Origin of the sequence: Gordonia sp. Swx-4, assembly GCF_030316175.1 — a bacterium.
Taxonomy (GTDB): Bacteria; Actinomycetota; Actinomycetes; order Mycobacteriales; family Mycobacteriaceae; genus Gordonia; species Gordonia alkanivorans.
Genome location: NZ_CP128197.1, coordinates 140,988 through 154,799, shown reverse-complemented (window position 1 = coordinate 154,799; position 13,812 = coordinate 140,988). Strand labels below are relative to the sequence as shown.

General features: G+C 67.2%; 13 protein-coding genes. 7 read left to right on the top strand and 6 right to left on the bottom strand.

All coding sequences use genetic code 11. From position 1 onward, the window contains the following. Positions 1-17 precede the first annotated feature (17 nt). Positions 18-1,517, bottom strand: coding sequence for a SulP family inorganic anion transporter (locus PWF70_RS00670; protein ID WP_075863689.1), 1,500 nt, complete (start codon positions 1,515-1,517; stop codon positions 18-20). A gap of 441 nt (positions 1,518-1,958) precedes the next feature. Here PWF70_RS00670 and PWF70_RS00665 point away from each other — a divergent pair, with 441 nt between their 5' ends. From PWF70_RS00665 to PWF70_RS00645, 5 genes are all read left to right on the top strand, one after another. Next, on the top strand, positions 1,959-3,488 hold the full coding sequence (locus PWF70_RS00665) for a flavin-containing monooxygenase (RefSeq protein WP_081724883.1): 1,530 nt from the start codon (positions 1,959-1,961) through the stop codon (positions 3,486-3,488). Positions 3,489-3,705: 217 nt separating this feature from the next. Next, positions 3,706-5,376 (top strand): DUF6777 domain-containing protein, encoded by a 1,671-nt coding sequence (locus PWF70_RS00660; RefSeq protein WP_155224897.1) that lies wholly within the window; start codon positions 3,706-3,708, stop codon positions 5,374-5,376. A gap of 302 nt (positions 5,377-5,678) precedes the next feature. Next, a complete protein-coding gene (locus PWF70_RS00655) occupies positions 5,679-6,851 on the top strand; it encodes a TY-Chap domain-containing protein (RefSeq protein ID WP_042378778.1) in 1,173 nt (390 codons plus the stop codon). A 155-nt stretch (positions 6,852-7,006) separates the two neighbouring features. Then, positions 7,007-7,801 carry a hypothetical protein gene (locus PWF70_RS00650; protein ID WP_042378777.1) on the top strand — a complete coding sequence of 265 codons (795 nt, stop codon included), beginning with the start codon at positions 7,007-7,009 and terminating at the stop codon, positions 7,799-7,801. Between the two features lie 96 nt (positions 7,802-7,897). Further along, positions 7,898-9,172, top strand: coding sequence for a TY-Chap domain-containing protein (locus tag PWF70_RS00645; protein ID WP_042378775.1), 1,275 nt, complete (start codon positions 7,898-7,900; stop codon positions 9,170-9,172). Positions 9,173-9,175: 3 nt separating this feature from the next. On the opposite strand, the gene PWF70_RS00640 is transcribed toward PWF70_RS00645, so the two are convergent. After that, on the bottom strand, positions 9,176-9,718 hold the full coding sequence (locus tag PWF70_RS00640) for a dihydrofolate reductase family protein (RefSeq protein WP_035755947.1): 543 nt from the start codon (positions 9,716-9,718) through the stop codon (positions 9,176-9,178). A gap of 176 nt (positions 9,719-9,894) precedes the next feature. Between PWF70_RS00640 and PWF70_RS00635 the strand changes: the two genes are divergently transcribed. Next, positions 9,895-10,854, top strand: a complete 960-nt coding sequence (locus PWF70_RS00635) for a phosphotriesterase family protein (RefSeq protein ID WP_042378773.1) — start codon at positions 9,895-9,897, stop codon at positions 10,852-10,854. 4 nt (positions 10,855-10,858) lie between these two features. Here the strand turns inward: PWF70_RS00635 and PWF70_RS00630 are convergent, their stop codons facing one another. Together PWF70_RS00630 and PWF70_RS00625 are read right to left on the bottom strand one after the other, a co-directional pair. Then, on the bottom strand, positions 10,859-11,656 hold the full coding sequence (locus PWF70_RS00630; RefSeq protein WP_006357763.1) for an SDR family oxidoreductase: 798 nt from the start codon (positions 11,654-11,656) through the stop codon (positions 10,859-10,861). Between the two features lie 342 nt (positions 11,657-11,998). Further along, the gene (locus tag PWF70_RS00625; protein ID WP_280089131.1) at positions 11,999-12,361 is read right to left on the bottom strand and encodes an Rv2640c family ArsR-like transcriptional regulator; all 363 of its coding nucleotides are present in this window, start codon (positions 12,359-12,361) and stop codon (positions 11,999-12,001) included. 97 nt (positions 12,362-12,458) lie between these two features. On the opposite strand from PWF70_RS00625, the gene PWF70_RS00620 reads away from it, so the two are divergent. After that, positions 12,459-12,944 carry an ArsI/CadI family heavy metal resistance metalloenzyme gene (locus PWF70_RS00620; protein WP_185982029.1) on the top strand — a complete coding sequence of 162 codons (486 nt, stop codon included), beginning with the start codon at positions 12,459-12,461 and terminating at the stop codon, positions 12,942-12,944. A 22-nt stretch (positions 12,945-12,966) separates the two neighbouring features. Here the strand turns inward: PWF70_RS00620 and PWF70_RS00615 are convergent, their stop codons facing one another. Continuing rightward, complete coding sequence (locus PWF70_RS00615; protein ID WP_035755959.1) at positions 12,967-13,377, bottom strand: arsenate-mycothiol transferase ArsC; 411 nt, start codon at positions 13,375-13,377, stop codon at positions 12,967-12,969. Continuing rightward, entirely contained in the window at positions 13,374-13,799 is a 426-nt protein-coding gene (locus PWF70_RS00610; RefSeq protein WP_155224894.1) for an arsenate reductase ArsC, read from the bottom strand. Before PWF70_RS00610 ends, PWF70_RS00615 begins: the two co-directional genes overlap by 4 nt. Positions 13,800-13,812 lie beyond the last annotated feature (13 nt).

Below are 13,812 nucleotides of genomic sequence, written 5' to 3'. Positions count from 1 at the left end.
TGGTGGCCCTTTCGTGGTCAGTGGGTGCCGGAGAGGTGTCCGCTGAGCCGTTGATGACGCTCGGCACTGCTGTCATTGAGTCCGATGATGGTGACGGCCTTGCCCTTTGCCTGGTACTTGGTCGTGATGGCGTCAAGGGTAGCGACCGTGGAGGCGTCCCAGATGTGTGAGCCGCTCATGTCGATGATCACGTTCTTCGGATCGCCGAAGTAGTCGAACTGATAGATCAGATCGTTGCTCGACGCGAAGAACAGTTCACCCTGCACGGCGTACACCCGTGTGTCGGGGTCGGGGTCGGCGACGTCGACGACTTCGGTGAAGTGGGCGACCCGCCGAGCGAAGAGCACCATGGCAGTGAGGACACCGACGATGACGCCATAGGCGAGGTTGTGGGTGGCTACGGTGACGACGACGGTGACAAGCATGACCGCAGTCTCGCTTTTTGGCATGCGCCGCAACGTATTCGGGTTGAGGCTGTGCCAATCCATGGTGCCGACTGACACCATGATCATGACGGCGACGAGGGCGGCCATGGGGATGAGGGCGACAATGTCACCGAGGCCGACGACCAGGATGAGCAGGAACACCCCCGCGAGGAATGTCGAGATCCGCGTGCGCGCACCGGAGTCTTTGACGTTGATCATGGTTTGCCCGATCATCGCGCAGCCACCCATCCCGCCGAAGAAGCCACTGACGACGTTCGCGATTCCCTGACCGGCGGCTTCGCGGGTCTTGTTGGAGTGGGTGTCGGTGAGATCGTCGACCAACTTCGCGGTCATCAACGATTCGAGCAGTCCGACCAGTGCCATGGTGAACGCATAGGGGGCGATGACCGTCAGGGTGTCCCAGGTCAGCGGGACGTCGGGGAAGAACAGGGTGGGCAGGCTGTCGGGCAGTTCTCCTTCATCGCCGACGTCGGGCACCGAGAATCCAACGGCCAGAGTGGCGGCAGTGAGCAGCACGATGGCCACGAGCGGGGCGGGGATCACCGTGGTGAGCTTCGGCAGGAACACGATGATGGCGATACCGGTGGCGACCAGAGGATAGACCAACCACGGCACGCCCAGCAGGTGCGGGAGCTGTGCGGTGAAGATGAGGATGGCCAGTGCGTTGACGAACCCGACCATGACGCTGCGGGGTATGAACCGCATCAATTTGGCGACACCGAGACCGCCGAGGACCAATTGAAAGACGCCGGCGAGAATCACCGCGGCGATGAGATAGTCCAGTCCGTGGCTTTTGACCAGTGGCGCAACAACGAGCGCAACAGCGCCGGTCGCAGCAGAGATCATCGCCGGCCGACCCCCCACGATCGCGATCGTCACCGCCATCGTGAACGACGCGAACAAGCCGACTCGCGGATCCACCCCGGCGATGATCGAAAACGAGATCGCCTCGGGGATCAACGCGAGCGCGACCACGAGCCCGGCCAGGATCTCGGTACGCAAGCGCCCGGGCGAACGCAATGTCGACCACACCGACTGTTGTTGAGCAGGAGAGAGAACTTCAGTTGCCATCGACATATCGCTTTCAGGGGACGTCGGGCGCGCGCCAGGGCACGGAACCGCGAACACGGATGTTGGAACTCCGGCGCCGCGCTGCGCCGTGAATCAAAGACTCTGTCGCGCAGGCTCTCCCGATCATGGGCGGCGATCGATACCGCATGGAGCGGCGCAACATGCAGAACCCTACCCTTGCGGGAGGGTAGAGATGCAAGTCGGGCGCGGCGGATGTGTGTGAGACAAGCAAAATCAGCCGGGCCGCCGTCGACGGTGGCGATCATCCCGCACCGCGGTTCGCGGACCGGCAGTAAGTGGCCTTCTACTTGGCGTGGCATCCCCTGGCGTGAGGTGTCGGCCCGGGGCCTATCGTCGTGACTGACGGTGTGATTCCGTTCACATCCGACGACAAGTGTTGCATGATTGCAGCAGCCGAGGCACCCCACCGAGGAGGTCCCTGTGACCGAGATCGACGCCACCGATGCCATCCGATCAGCAAACGATCCCGAGCCCAGCTCGTCATCGGAAACCGAGTCCCGACTGCTGGATGTCATCATCATCGGAGCCGGCCTGTCCGGCATCGATTGCGCTTATCGCCTGCGCGAGCAGAACCCGGACGCCGACTATCTGATCCTCGAACGACGCGCCCGCGTGGGCGGCACCTGGGACCTGTTCCGGTATCCGGGTGTCCGCTCGGACAGCGACATCTATTCGCTGAGTTATCCTTTCGAGCCGTGGCGCAAGCCGGGTGCGCTGGCCGAGGGCGCCGACATCCGGAAGTACATCGAGCACACCGCGCACAAGTACGGCATCGCCGACCAGATCCGCTTCGAGCGGCACGTGCTGACCGCGGACTGGGATTCCTCGACCGACACCTGGACACTCGGCGTGGAAGTCGGCGAGGGTGCGGACGAACGCACCGAGACCTACCGCTGCCGGTTCCTGCTCTTCGCGACCGGCTACTACGACTACGACCAGCCCTACACGCCCCGGTTCGCCGGAGCCGAGGACTTCACCGGGCAGATCATCCACCCCCAGCACTGGCCGGAGGACCTCGACTATCGCGGCAAGCGCGTCGTCGTCATCGGCAGCGGTGCAACGGCGGTGAGCCTCATCCCCAACCTCGCCGCCGACGCCGCACACGTGACGATGCTGCAGCGCTCACCGTCGTACATCTTCTCGTCGAAGCAGAAGGCCTACCTGGCACCGGCCCTCAAGAAGTTGCTGCCGCCGGCCGCCGCCCACCGTGCGATCCGCCTCCGCTATGCGACGCAGACCGCGGCGATCGTGCACCTCACCCACCGCTTCCCGAAGCTCGGGCGAAAGCTGATCCGCGCCAACGTCGCCGCGAACCTGCCCGACGACTATCCGGTCGACGTGCACTTCAACCCGTCGTACAACCCGTGGGATCAGCGCATGTGCCTGGTTCCAGACGCCGACCTGTTCAACGGCATCACCGAGGGATCGATCGAGATGGTCACCGACCACATCGACCGCTTCGACGAGACCGGTGTGCGTCTGACATCGGGCCGGCATCTCGACGCCGACATCATCGTCACCGCGACCGGCCTCCAGCTGCTCGGATTCGGCGGGACCCGTCTGCGCGTCGACGGCGACGAGGTGAAGCCGCACGACCGCTTCGTCTTCAAGAGCCACCTGCTCGAGGACGTGCCCAACCTCGCGTGGTCGGTGGGTTACACGAATGCGTCGTGGACGCTGCGTGCCGACATGACCGCGCGGTCCGTCGCGGCCCTGGTGAAGTACATGCGCGAGAACGGCTACACCCACGCCTACCCGCACCTCGGGTCCGAACCGATGACGGCGCAACCGCTGTGGGATCTCAAGGCCGGCTACGTCGAACGGTCACCCGATGCGCTGCCGAAGTCGGGCACCCACGGGCACTGGAAGGTGCGCCACAACTACTATCGGGACGCGCTCGATCACCGCATCAGCAAGATCGACGACTCGATGGTGTTCGGGCGGATCTGAGGACGGCTCCCCGGCCCGAACCGGTTTGTCGGGACCGTCGGCGGCCGCGTTACGCCGTGTGGTCCAAACGGTCGAGATTTGGCGGCAGATGTCCGATCTCTGCTGGTCAGGCCTTGCCCGGCGTGTGACGGGGCGCTGATACTCGAACTCGGCGAGCGCCTCCGCCCGCCACGACCGCGCCAGTGTCGCCGGCGCGTCGGCAAGAGGAGTTCGCCCGATGACCTACCCGCCCGGTCCCCCGACCCACCCCTCGACGCCCTTCGGTGCGCTACCTCCTCGGCCCCGGAACCGGCAGGCCCTCACCCTCGTTCTCGGCGCGATCGTCGTCGTCCTGGCCCTGGTGCTCGCGGCGGGGATCGTCTTCGTCGTGAAGGCCCGCAAGGGGGACATCTACGTACCCGGCCTCACCCTGGCCGCGGTCAACGATCCCGGCATCGACCCGTTCACCGATCCCGTCCTCGTCGCCGGAGCGGGGAACCTGCCCGCGAACGTCGCCCTGACAGCGAGGGCCGGGGCACCGGACATGGGTGGCCGCGCGGTCAACGGCACCGAGGCAGGCCTGTACGCGACCGGCGACACCATGGCCTGCGACACCGCGGCACTCAGCAACCGCCTGATGGCCGATCCGGCGAAGGCCGCCGCCTGGGCGAGCGTCTTCGGGATCAGCACGGCCTCCATCCCGCACTACCTCAACACCCTCACCCCGGTGGTCCTCACGGCCGACACCTGGGTCACGAACCACACCTACACGACGGGTCGGGCCGAACCGTTCCAGTCGGTGCTGCAGCGTGGCACGTCGGTCTATGTCGACGCCGCCGGAGTCCCGCGCGCGATGTGCTCGTGCGGCAATCCACTCGCGCCGCCGGCCTCCGCACCCCTCGGCGGGTACCGGCTCGAGGGTCAGCCGTGGCCCGGCTATCAGAGCCGCGAGGTCACCCGCATCGCCTACAACAACCAGAACGTCACCGCGGTCAACCGGACGACGACGATCGTTCCGGGCGCCCCCACGCCCGTCGCGAACGCCAACGGAGGGTCTGTCCTGCAGCTGCTGAACTTCCTCACCGGCGAGGTCCTGCCGCAAACGCTGGGCGGTCTGCTCGACCTGTCCGGACTGCCGCCGCTCTCCGAACCACTGCCCTCGCCGGCCTCGCTGAACACCCCCTTCACGGCGGGCACCGACGAGGACGCCGAGCGCAACGGCCTGCTCGAGGCCGGTAACCCGGTCGCCGCCCCGGCCGTCGAGGAGCGTGCCGCCGAGGACAACGGCCTACCGGTCGGCGCACCCGCCTCGGACTCGCCGGCCGACTCTCCATCGGGCGAGCCGGGGTCCGGCGTCCCGGGCTCGGCGGAGGTCCCGGCCTCCGGTGCGCCCGAGAGTCCGGCGTCCGAGAATCCCGCCGCCCAGAGTCCCCCGGCGGCCGCGGCCGTCCCGACCTCGTTCAGCGGCGCCGGTGACCTGATCGGGAGCTTCGTCTTCGACGACGCGGGCCTGGCGGTCAGCTGCTCGGTCCCGGCCGGCGCGCCGTCGGGCACCATCACGCTGACGTGCAGCGACGGCGTGCCGCGCACGGTTGGTGCGACCGCACTGCAGCGGGCCGCCGTCCTCGGTGCGACCGACGCGACGGGCGTCTGGACCCTGACCCTGTCGTCCCGGTCCGTCGTGGTCCGCTCCGCCTCCTGGACCGTCGCGCAACCGGAGATCCCCCGGTCGGCTCCGCCCGCGGAGACGTCGACCGAGACGTACGAGGCACCGCCGCCGGCGGAGACCCCCACCGAGACGCCGACCACCACCGAGCCGACCACCAGCGAGTACGTACCGCCACCGGAGGAGCCCACCCAGGCTCCCGAGTCGCCGGCGGAGGCGCCTTATTCGTCACCGGCCGCGTGACCTGGTTCCGCCTCTGACCTGGTACGATGCTCCCGGTCCCGGGAGAACGGTGTGCGTGGTCAGCCGGGTGCCCCAGAGCGGGGTACGGTTCGAGCAATCGTTCAGCTACAGGTCTGATCAACCGACCAACAATGTCGCCCCGGTCACCTAACCTGAACCCCAAGACGGGTTCGCGGTCGTTCATGTCTGAGTCGGCTCATCCGGGCTGTCCGTTGACGAACCGACACCGCAGCAACCCGAAGCACGCTTTACACCCCTGCACTGGGCGCTCCCGATCTCAGCGCACGAGAAAGGAAGTCGACATGACGCCCGACTTCACCGTGGACTCGAACATCGATGACGCCTGGCGCACATTCCAGTTGCACGTAGGTGACCGTCTGGCCAACCTCACCCCCGGCTCGACGCTCACGATCCAGCAGGACCCCCTGATCCCCGAAGGGCCCCACGGCAAACTCCGATTCACCCTCACCGGGTCGAACCGCCTGCGGTGCACCATCGCCGACACCGATCTGCACCCTACCGAGGAGTACTTCCTCGAGCATCTCGAGATACTCGCAGACCTCGGCTGGCGTCGGCTGCGCAACGGCACCCACATCTACGAGGTGGGCCGCCGACGCGTCGACGAGGTCGCCCACACCACGGTGGCCACGCTGCGTCGGGTCTGGGAGGTCGTGCACCCGGCCTTCCTCGACCACAGCCCGGCAGCGCGCCCCGAACCGCAGATCGAGGTCGCCGTTCAGCCCTTCGACGACGACCACCTCCGGGCGCTGCTCGTCGGATCGCTCGAGGACCTGACCGGTTGCCGGATCCAGACCGACGCCGACGGTGACATCGCCCTGCCGACCAAACCGGTGTCGTCGTGGCTGAGTCCCCGGTCGGACGCCCCCCGGCTCGAGTTCTTCGCCCGCCTGGCCGGCGACATCCCCGACCGCAGGCGCGCCGCCGACATCGTGGCGGCCCAGCCGACGATGGGTTCGGCGGTCCGTGTCCACCTCCTGCAGGACGAGGTCTTCGCGACCCTGACCCTCGAATGCGCGGTCTTCCACCCCCACAATCTGGGCTCCGCGCTCGCCGAGTGGTTCAGCTTCCTCGCCGACTGCGCACCCAAGGTCATCGAGCAGATCACGCAGAGCGCGGCACCCGCCCGACCCGAAACCGACGAACGCCTTCCGGATGCGCTGCAGACGTTGCTGGAACTCGATCCCGACGGAGGAAATCTGTCCGCCCACGAGGTCGCCAAGATCTGCCGCTACAACCAGGCCGACATCCTCTCGTTCATCCACACGTGCGAGGAGCAGTACCTCACCTGGCGGCGTTCGGCGGCCGACGCGGTCGCATCCGCCGACTCGACCGAAGCCGACGCGTGCCGGCACGAGGCCGACGCCTGGCGGGCCACGACCCACAATCTGCGCGCCGCTCTCCGGGTCGTCGTGCTGTCCGACGACGTCACCGACCGTCGTCCGACGGCCAAGTAGCCGCGAACCGGACACCACCCTCCCGCCTTCTGGGTCTTCCGGTAGTCCACCCGGAGGATTACGGTCCCGTACACGAGCGCCGGGGTGGTGCGTGCGCTATATCGGTAGTGGGTCTCCCGCGGGCGACCCCGCCGGGCATTCCATCGGAGCAACGCATGACCCTCACCACCGACCGCAGCACGCTGACGTTCGCCTTCCCCGAACTGGGACCCGACGCCCGCCTGCATGTCGTCTTCCCGAGGACCCTGCGCGCCACCGATCCCCAGGTCAGGGCCGGACTCCCCGCCGACACCACTCTGCGCCTCGCGCACGGATCACCGACCGGCGACGCCGACGCCGTCATCCCGATGTGGCAGTCGGAGGCGACCTGGATCGACTTCTCCTCACCGCATCAGCACCCGTTCCTGGTGATGGTCGGCGTGGACGGGATCAATGCGATCAGCGGCGAGCCGTTCACCGGAACACCCGACTTCACCACCGACGACTACATCGAGGTGCCGACGCAGCAGACCTTGGCGTCGTACCGAACGGGGACCGGTGATCTCCGGCAGTTCGTCGCCCCGTCGATCCACGCCGGCGCGGGACCCGAGGCGGGCGGCGCACTGGTACAGCTGACGGTGATACCGATGCGGGCCGAGGCCTGGGCACGGCGACGCCGCCACACCTCGGCGAGCGCCTGCGTCCTCTGCGGCATCTCCCGGGCCGAGCAGGCGCGAGCACAACCGCGAACCGCGGCGCCTCGGGTCATCGGCCCGCTGGAGTCCGCCGACACGTGGCATCCTACCTACACGGGGTCGGCGGCCGTCCGGATCGTCAACTCGGTGATGTGGGAGTCGCTGACCGGTGGCTCCCCGCGGCACTCCCCGCTGACGTGTGCGGACTACGCCGACCATCGACTTCCCTGGCACATGAGCTATGGCGAGTCGACCCGGCATTCGACTCCGCTGTAGATCTCACCCGGGTGTCAGGAAGGCGTCGTAATATTCGGGTTCCGCAGGTTCGCCGGCGGCCGCCCAGCACGAGGACCCCAGCCCTGAGGAGTGCGAATGTCCCCCGATTTCGATGCCGTCGTCGAGGCGGCATGGCGGGACTTCACCGACACCCTCGCCGGCCGGGTGCCGCAGCTGGTGCCCGGGCAGTCGTTGACGGTCGTCGAGGCGGCGGCCGGTGGCTGGCGCAGACGTATGACGTTCGCCGTCGCCGACGAGGACCGGTTGCGCTGCACCATCTCCGCGGGAGATCTGACGTGGACCGACAAGGACCGCTGGATGCGGCAGGCAACGTACATCGTCGACCGCGGCTGGTGCCGCCTGGAGGGACGCAGCGCCTTCTGTTACGAGGTCGCCGACGATCGTTTCGGTGATCTCGCCCGCGCCGCCGTACGCGCTCTGCGCGAGGTGTGGGGAGTCATCCACCCGTCGTTCGTCAGCATCGGCGACCCGTCGTACGCGCGGCACGATCTGGCGTCGGGATCGGCCGACATCGAGACCGCCGACGACCCCGCGGCCGACCGGCACGGCCGCGAGTTCGGGACCCACGCGCTCGATTCCGAGACCACCAACGCCGACACCATCCGCTTCGCCTCGCTGGCCCGTCCGCTCGATGCACCCGCCGAGAGTGGGGTCGTACCGCAGTCCAAGGACCATCTCGTCGAACTGGTCCGCGCGGCGATGGCCGCGGCCGGCCGGCCGGTGGTGATCAGCCCACGCAAGGCGATCTTCGTGCGGTCGTCGGGTACCTCGTTGCTGCGGCCGACACGGGATGCGCGTGCGCTGGAGATCGTCACGATCCTCAGTTCCGCAGTACCGCCGCCATCGGTGCTGGGGATGCTGATCTCCGAGTTCTCGCCGCGCTGGCCGGAGATCGCGGTGGTCGTCCGCAACGGTCTCGTCTACGCGCAGCGTCGCCTCGATGTGGCGGTGTTCAGTCCCGCCAACCTCGACGCCGCGCTGCGGCGGTGGGACGAGTTCGCCGCCACCGCCCGCGCCGAGATGATCACCCGACTCGAAGGCGACAAGAAGTCCACGCACCGGTGTCGTGGTGAGCGTCTCCCCGGAGCGTTGCTGGCACTTCTGCGCGTCAACCAGAAACCGGGCAGCAAGCTGTCGCCCAGTACTGTGCTCATCGCCTGCCGCCGCGACCCCGAACGCGTGCACGAGTTCTTCGACATCTGCGCCGCGGAGATGCGCGAGTGGATGGACAACTTGGCGTCTGCCCGCAAGGCCGAACTCGGCGAGGAGGAGATCGCCTTCTGCGAGGCGGAGCACCGCGCCTACGCGGAGGTGGCGCAGTTGCTCCTCAGCGCGATGGAGCTGACCTGACCGTCAGGCGGTCGATGCGTACGACATGTGTACGACGCCGTTGTCGAAGGACTCCGTCCCCACCAGGGTGAGCGGCAGGTCGGCGAGACCGTCGAAGAGGCGCGCGCCGCTACCGAGGACCACCGGGTAGACGAGTAGGTGCAACTCGTCGATCAGCCTGTCGCGCAGCAGGGCTCGGACCAGCGTGCCGCTGCCGCTGATGTACAGGTGGTGGGATTCCTTGAGTTCTCGGATCCGCTCGGGGTCGTAGCCACCGATGGCCTCGGAATTCTGCCAGCCCGTCGCCTCGTCGAGCGTCGAGGAGACTACGTACTTGGTGGTGTCGTTGAAGAACGGGGCGCCCGGGTCGTCGTCGACGGTCCGTTTCGACCAGGCCGGACCGAACATCTCGAAGGTGTTGCGGCCCAGCAGGATTCCGTCACATTCGCCGGTGATACGGCCCAGGACCTCGCCCATCCGGTCGGTGAACCCGTACGGCATCGTGAAGGCGGGGTTCTCGTAACTACCGTCGAGGGTGACGAACTCGTGGACGTGGATCTTTCCCATCGGGATGCTCCTGTGCTCGCGGTCTGCGTTGGTGTCACGATGTCAGACCCGAGGTCCCGCCGGAACTCATCGGTGGCGATGGCCGGGCCCGCCGAAACGACCTCCGGGCCGGAGGAGGGTCGATTAGGGTTCGGCGCAGCGGGTCCGCAACGAGGCGACCCCCGGAGGAGGTTCTCGTGGCCACCGTCCACACCGCAGCAGGACCGATCGATTCCGCCGATCTCGGCAAAGTGCTTGTGCACGAGCATGTCTTCATCGTCGGCGAGGAGTTCCGGCAGAACTACCAGGACGACTGGGACGAGGACGCGAAGGTCGCCGAGGCCGTCCATGACCTGGCCGAGCTGAAGGAGCTGGGGATCGACACGATCCTCGATCCCACGGTCCTCGGACTCGGCCGGTACATCCCGCGCATCCAACGGATCGCCGAGCAGATCGACCTCAACATCGTCGTCGCGACGGGGCTCTACACGTACAACGACATCCCGTTCCAGTTCCACTACGCCGGCCCCGGGTTGCTGTTCGATGTTCCCGAACCGCTGGTCGATCTGTTCACCAAGGACCTCACCGAAGGCATCGCCGACACGGGGGTCCGCGCCGCATTCCTCAAGTGCGCCATAGAGGAACAGGGGCTGACGCCCGGCGTCGAGCGCGTGATGCGAGCCGTCGGCCAGACCAGCGCGCAGACCGGTGCGCCCATCACCGTGCACACCAACCCGCACACCCAGTCGGGTCTGGTGGCGCAGAAGGTGCTGGCCGAAGAGGGTGCCGATCTCACCAAGGTGGTCATCGGCCATTCCGGCGACAGCGTCGACCTCGACTACCTGATGAAGATCGCCGACGCCGGCTCGATCCTGGGCATGGACCGATTCGGTCTCGACCTGCTGCTGCCGTTCGAGGACCGGGTGAACACGGTCGCCGAACTGTGCAAACGCGGCTACGCCGACCGCATGGCACTCGCCCACGACGCGTCGTGCTTCATCGACTGGTTCGACCACGAGGCGAAGAAGCAGGCGCTGCCCAAGTGGAACTATCGCCACATCAGCGACGACGTCCTGCCCGCGCTCCGCGAGCGCGGCGTCAGTGACGACGACATCACGACGATGCTCGTCGACGTCCCGCGCCGCTACTTCGAGTAGCTGCTCAGGCCAGGGATCGCTGGTAGCGCCGCATTCCGCGCAGCCAACGGTCGTAGTCGGCACCCTTCTGGCGGTACATGTCCAGCACCTCGGCGTGCGGCAGGATCAGGAACCGTTCGTCAGCAACGGCTTCCAGCACGATCGCGGCCACCGCACCCGGGGTCAGGACCTCACCGGCGGTCTCGACGGCCCTCTGCATCAGCTTCTGATCCGCGGTCGCCGAATCGTCGTCGGGCCGCAGCAGCTTGGTGTCGACGCCCATCGGGCACAAACAGCTGACGCGGACACCGTCGTCGCCGTGGGTGATGTTGAGCCACTCGGCGAAACCGACCGCGGCATGCTTGGTGACCGAGTACGGCGCGTTGCCGATCTGGGTCAGCAGGCCCGCGGCCGACGCCGTGCTGACGAAGTACCCGCCGCCCCGCTCGACCCACTCCGGCACCAGACGACGCGCCGCCCGGATGTGGCTGCGCAGGTTGACGTCGAGCGCCAGATCCCACATCGCCTCGTCGGTGTCCAGGCCGCCACCACGTCCGATACCGGCGTTCGCGAAGTACAGGTCGACGGGCCCGTAGGTCGACTCGGCGAGGCGGACCGCGGCGTCGATGTGGTCGTCGCTGGAGGCATCGCCGGCGATCGCGACCGCGGCCTCCCCGAGTGCGCCGGCGACGCTTTCCGCCGATGCCGCATCGAGGTCGGTGACCACGACCTTCGCGTCCGCCTCGACCAGTGCGTGCGCGAGCGCACCACCGATCCCGCCCCCGCCGCCGGTGACGATGGCAACCCTGCCTGCGACGTCCATGGGAATCTCCTTCGATCGGTGAGTCTGGGTCAAGACCTACCAGACGTGCCAGCCGTCTCCGACGGACGACCCGTGCCGAAGGGCTCGCGTCCCGGTCTGGCCACGGACTACCGGGGCGCTTTCCGTGAGCTCGATGCCATCCGCCGACGTGCGGTCCGGTTATCTCCCAGGACATCGGTGACAGTTCTGCATCAAGACATCGGTGACAGTGTTGGGGGTCTTGGTGGTGACACTTCTTCATGAAATGCCCGCGAGGCGTCACTCTGCGTGAGCCTCGCGTGTCGCGGTGCCGACGAGGGGGGCCTGACGCAGTTGCTCGACGGATCGCGCGCTCGGTGACGGTCAGCAGCACCCTGTCGTGGCGCTGAGGACGTTGCGCAGTGCTTCCAGCGAGTCCGGTTGCGCTCGGTAGTAGACGTTCATCCCTCGTCGGTCGGGGGTGACCATGCCGGCTTTGCGGAGCTGCCCTAGGTGGTGGCTTGTGGTTGCTTCGGTGAGGCCGACCGCGGTCGCGAGGTCGCAGGTGCAGATTCCGTCACCGGTATCGGCGAGCAGGATCGAGATGAGCTTGATCCTGACCGGATCGGCAAGCGCCTTGAGCCGCAACGCGATCTCCAGCGCGGTGTCGTCGTCGAGCGGGGCCGCCGACACCGGCGCGCAGCAAATAGGGGCACTGATGTCGACCATCGGCAAGGGCTTGGGCATGACCCGACCATACCCCGGTACTTGACATATGTCGAAAAGGTGGCACCCTGCAGGTGTCAGTAGTTCGATATATGTCTCACAGGTGAAGGTGATGGTCATGTCCCGTATGCAGCTCGCGCTCAATGTCGATGATCTCGATACCGCGATCGAGTTCTACTCCAAGCTGTTCAACACCACCCCGGCCAAACGCAAGCCGGGATACGCCAACTTCGCGATCGTCGAGCCGCCCCTGAAGCTGGTGCTGCTGGAGAATCCCGGCCAGGGCGGCACGATCAACCATCTCGGCGTCGAGGTCGAGTCGAGCGAGAAGGTGCACGCCGAGATCGCCCGGTTGTCCGGGGAGGGCCTGTTCACCCAGGAGGAGATCAACTCCACCTGCTGTTTCGCGACGCAGGACAAGGTGTGGGTGACCGGACCGGCGAAGGAGAAGTGGGAGGTCTACACCGTGCTCGCGGACTCCGAGACGTTCGGGACCAGCCCGAAACTGCTGGAACAGAACGCCACCGAGGATGCCGAGCAGGGTTCGGTGTGCTGCGGTGGCAGCGCCGCCGACCAGGCCGAGGCGCGCACAGCCTGCTGCTGACAGCCTCGGTTCGCGTTCTCGCCTACCCCGTGATGCGGTCGGCGAGAACGCGAATCCGGGCGGTGATGTCGTCGCGGATCAGGCGCATCCGCTCGACGCCGTCGATGCCTCGCGTCGAGGGTTCGTCGGTCTTCCACACCTCGAGGGCGACGCCGTCGGGTGGGGTGACCCCGGCGGTGCCGACCACCACGACAAGATCAGCGGCGCGCATCAGTTCGTCGGTCAGTTGCCGCGGCTCGTGTCCGGCGACATCAGCGCCGACTTCGGCGAGCACCTGGGCGGACAGTTCGTTGACCTGACCGCCGATCTTGGCGTTGGTGCCGGCGGAGGACGCTGCGATCCGGTCGGTGACCGTGGGCGTGAGATATTCGGCCATCACGGATTTGCCGCGGTTGCTCACGCACACGAACAACACCTGCTGTGGTGTGCTCATCGGCCGACCTGCTGGTTAGCGGGGACCAGTTCGTCGAGGAGGTCCGCGACCAGTGCGCGGATCTGATCGCGGATCGGGCGGACCGCATCAATGCCTTGACCGGCCGGGTCGTCGAGGGCCCAATCGCGGTAGCTGACGCCGGGGAACACCGGGCACGCATCGCCACAGCCCATGGTGATCACGACGTCGGAGGATTCGACGGTGTCGGGGGTGAGGATCTTCGGTGACTGTGCCGAGATGTCGATACCGACTTCAGCCATCGCCTCGACAGCGGCGGGGTTGATCGAGTCGGCAGGTGCGGATCCGGCGGAGCGGACCTCGACGCTGTCCCGGCCGAGAGCGGTCAGGAAACCGGCGGCCATCTGCGATCGGCCGGCATTGTGGACGCACACGAACAGCACGCTAGGTCGAGAGGAAGGCATGAGACAGTCCCTT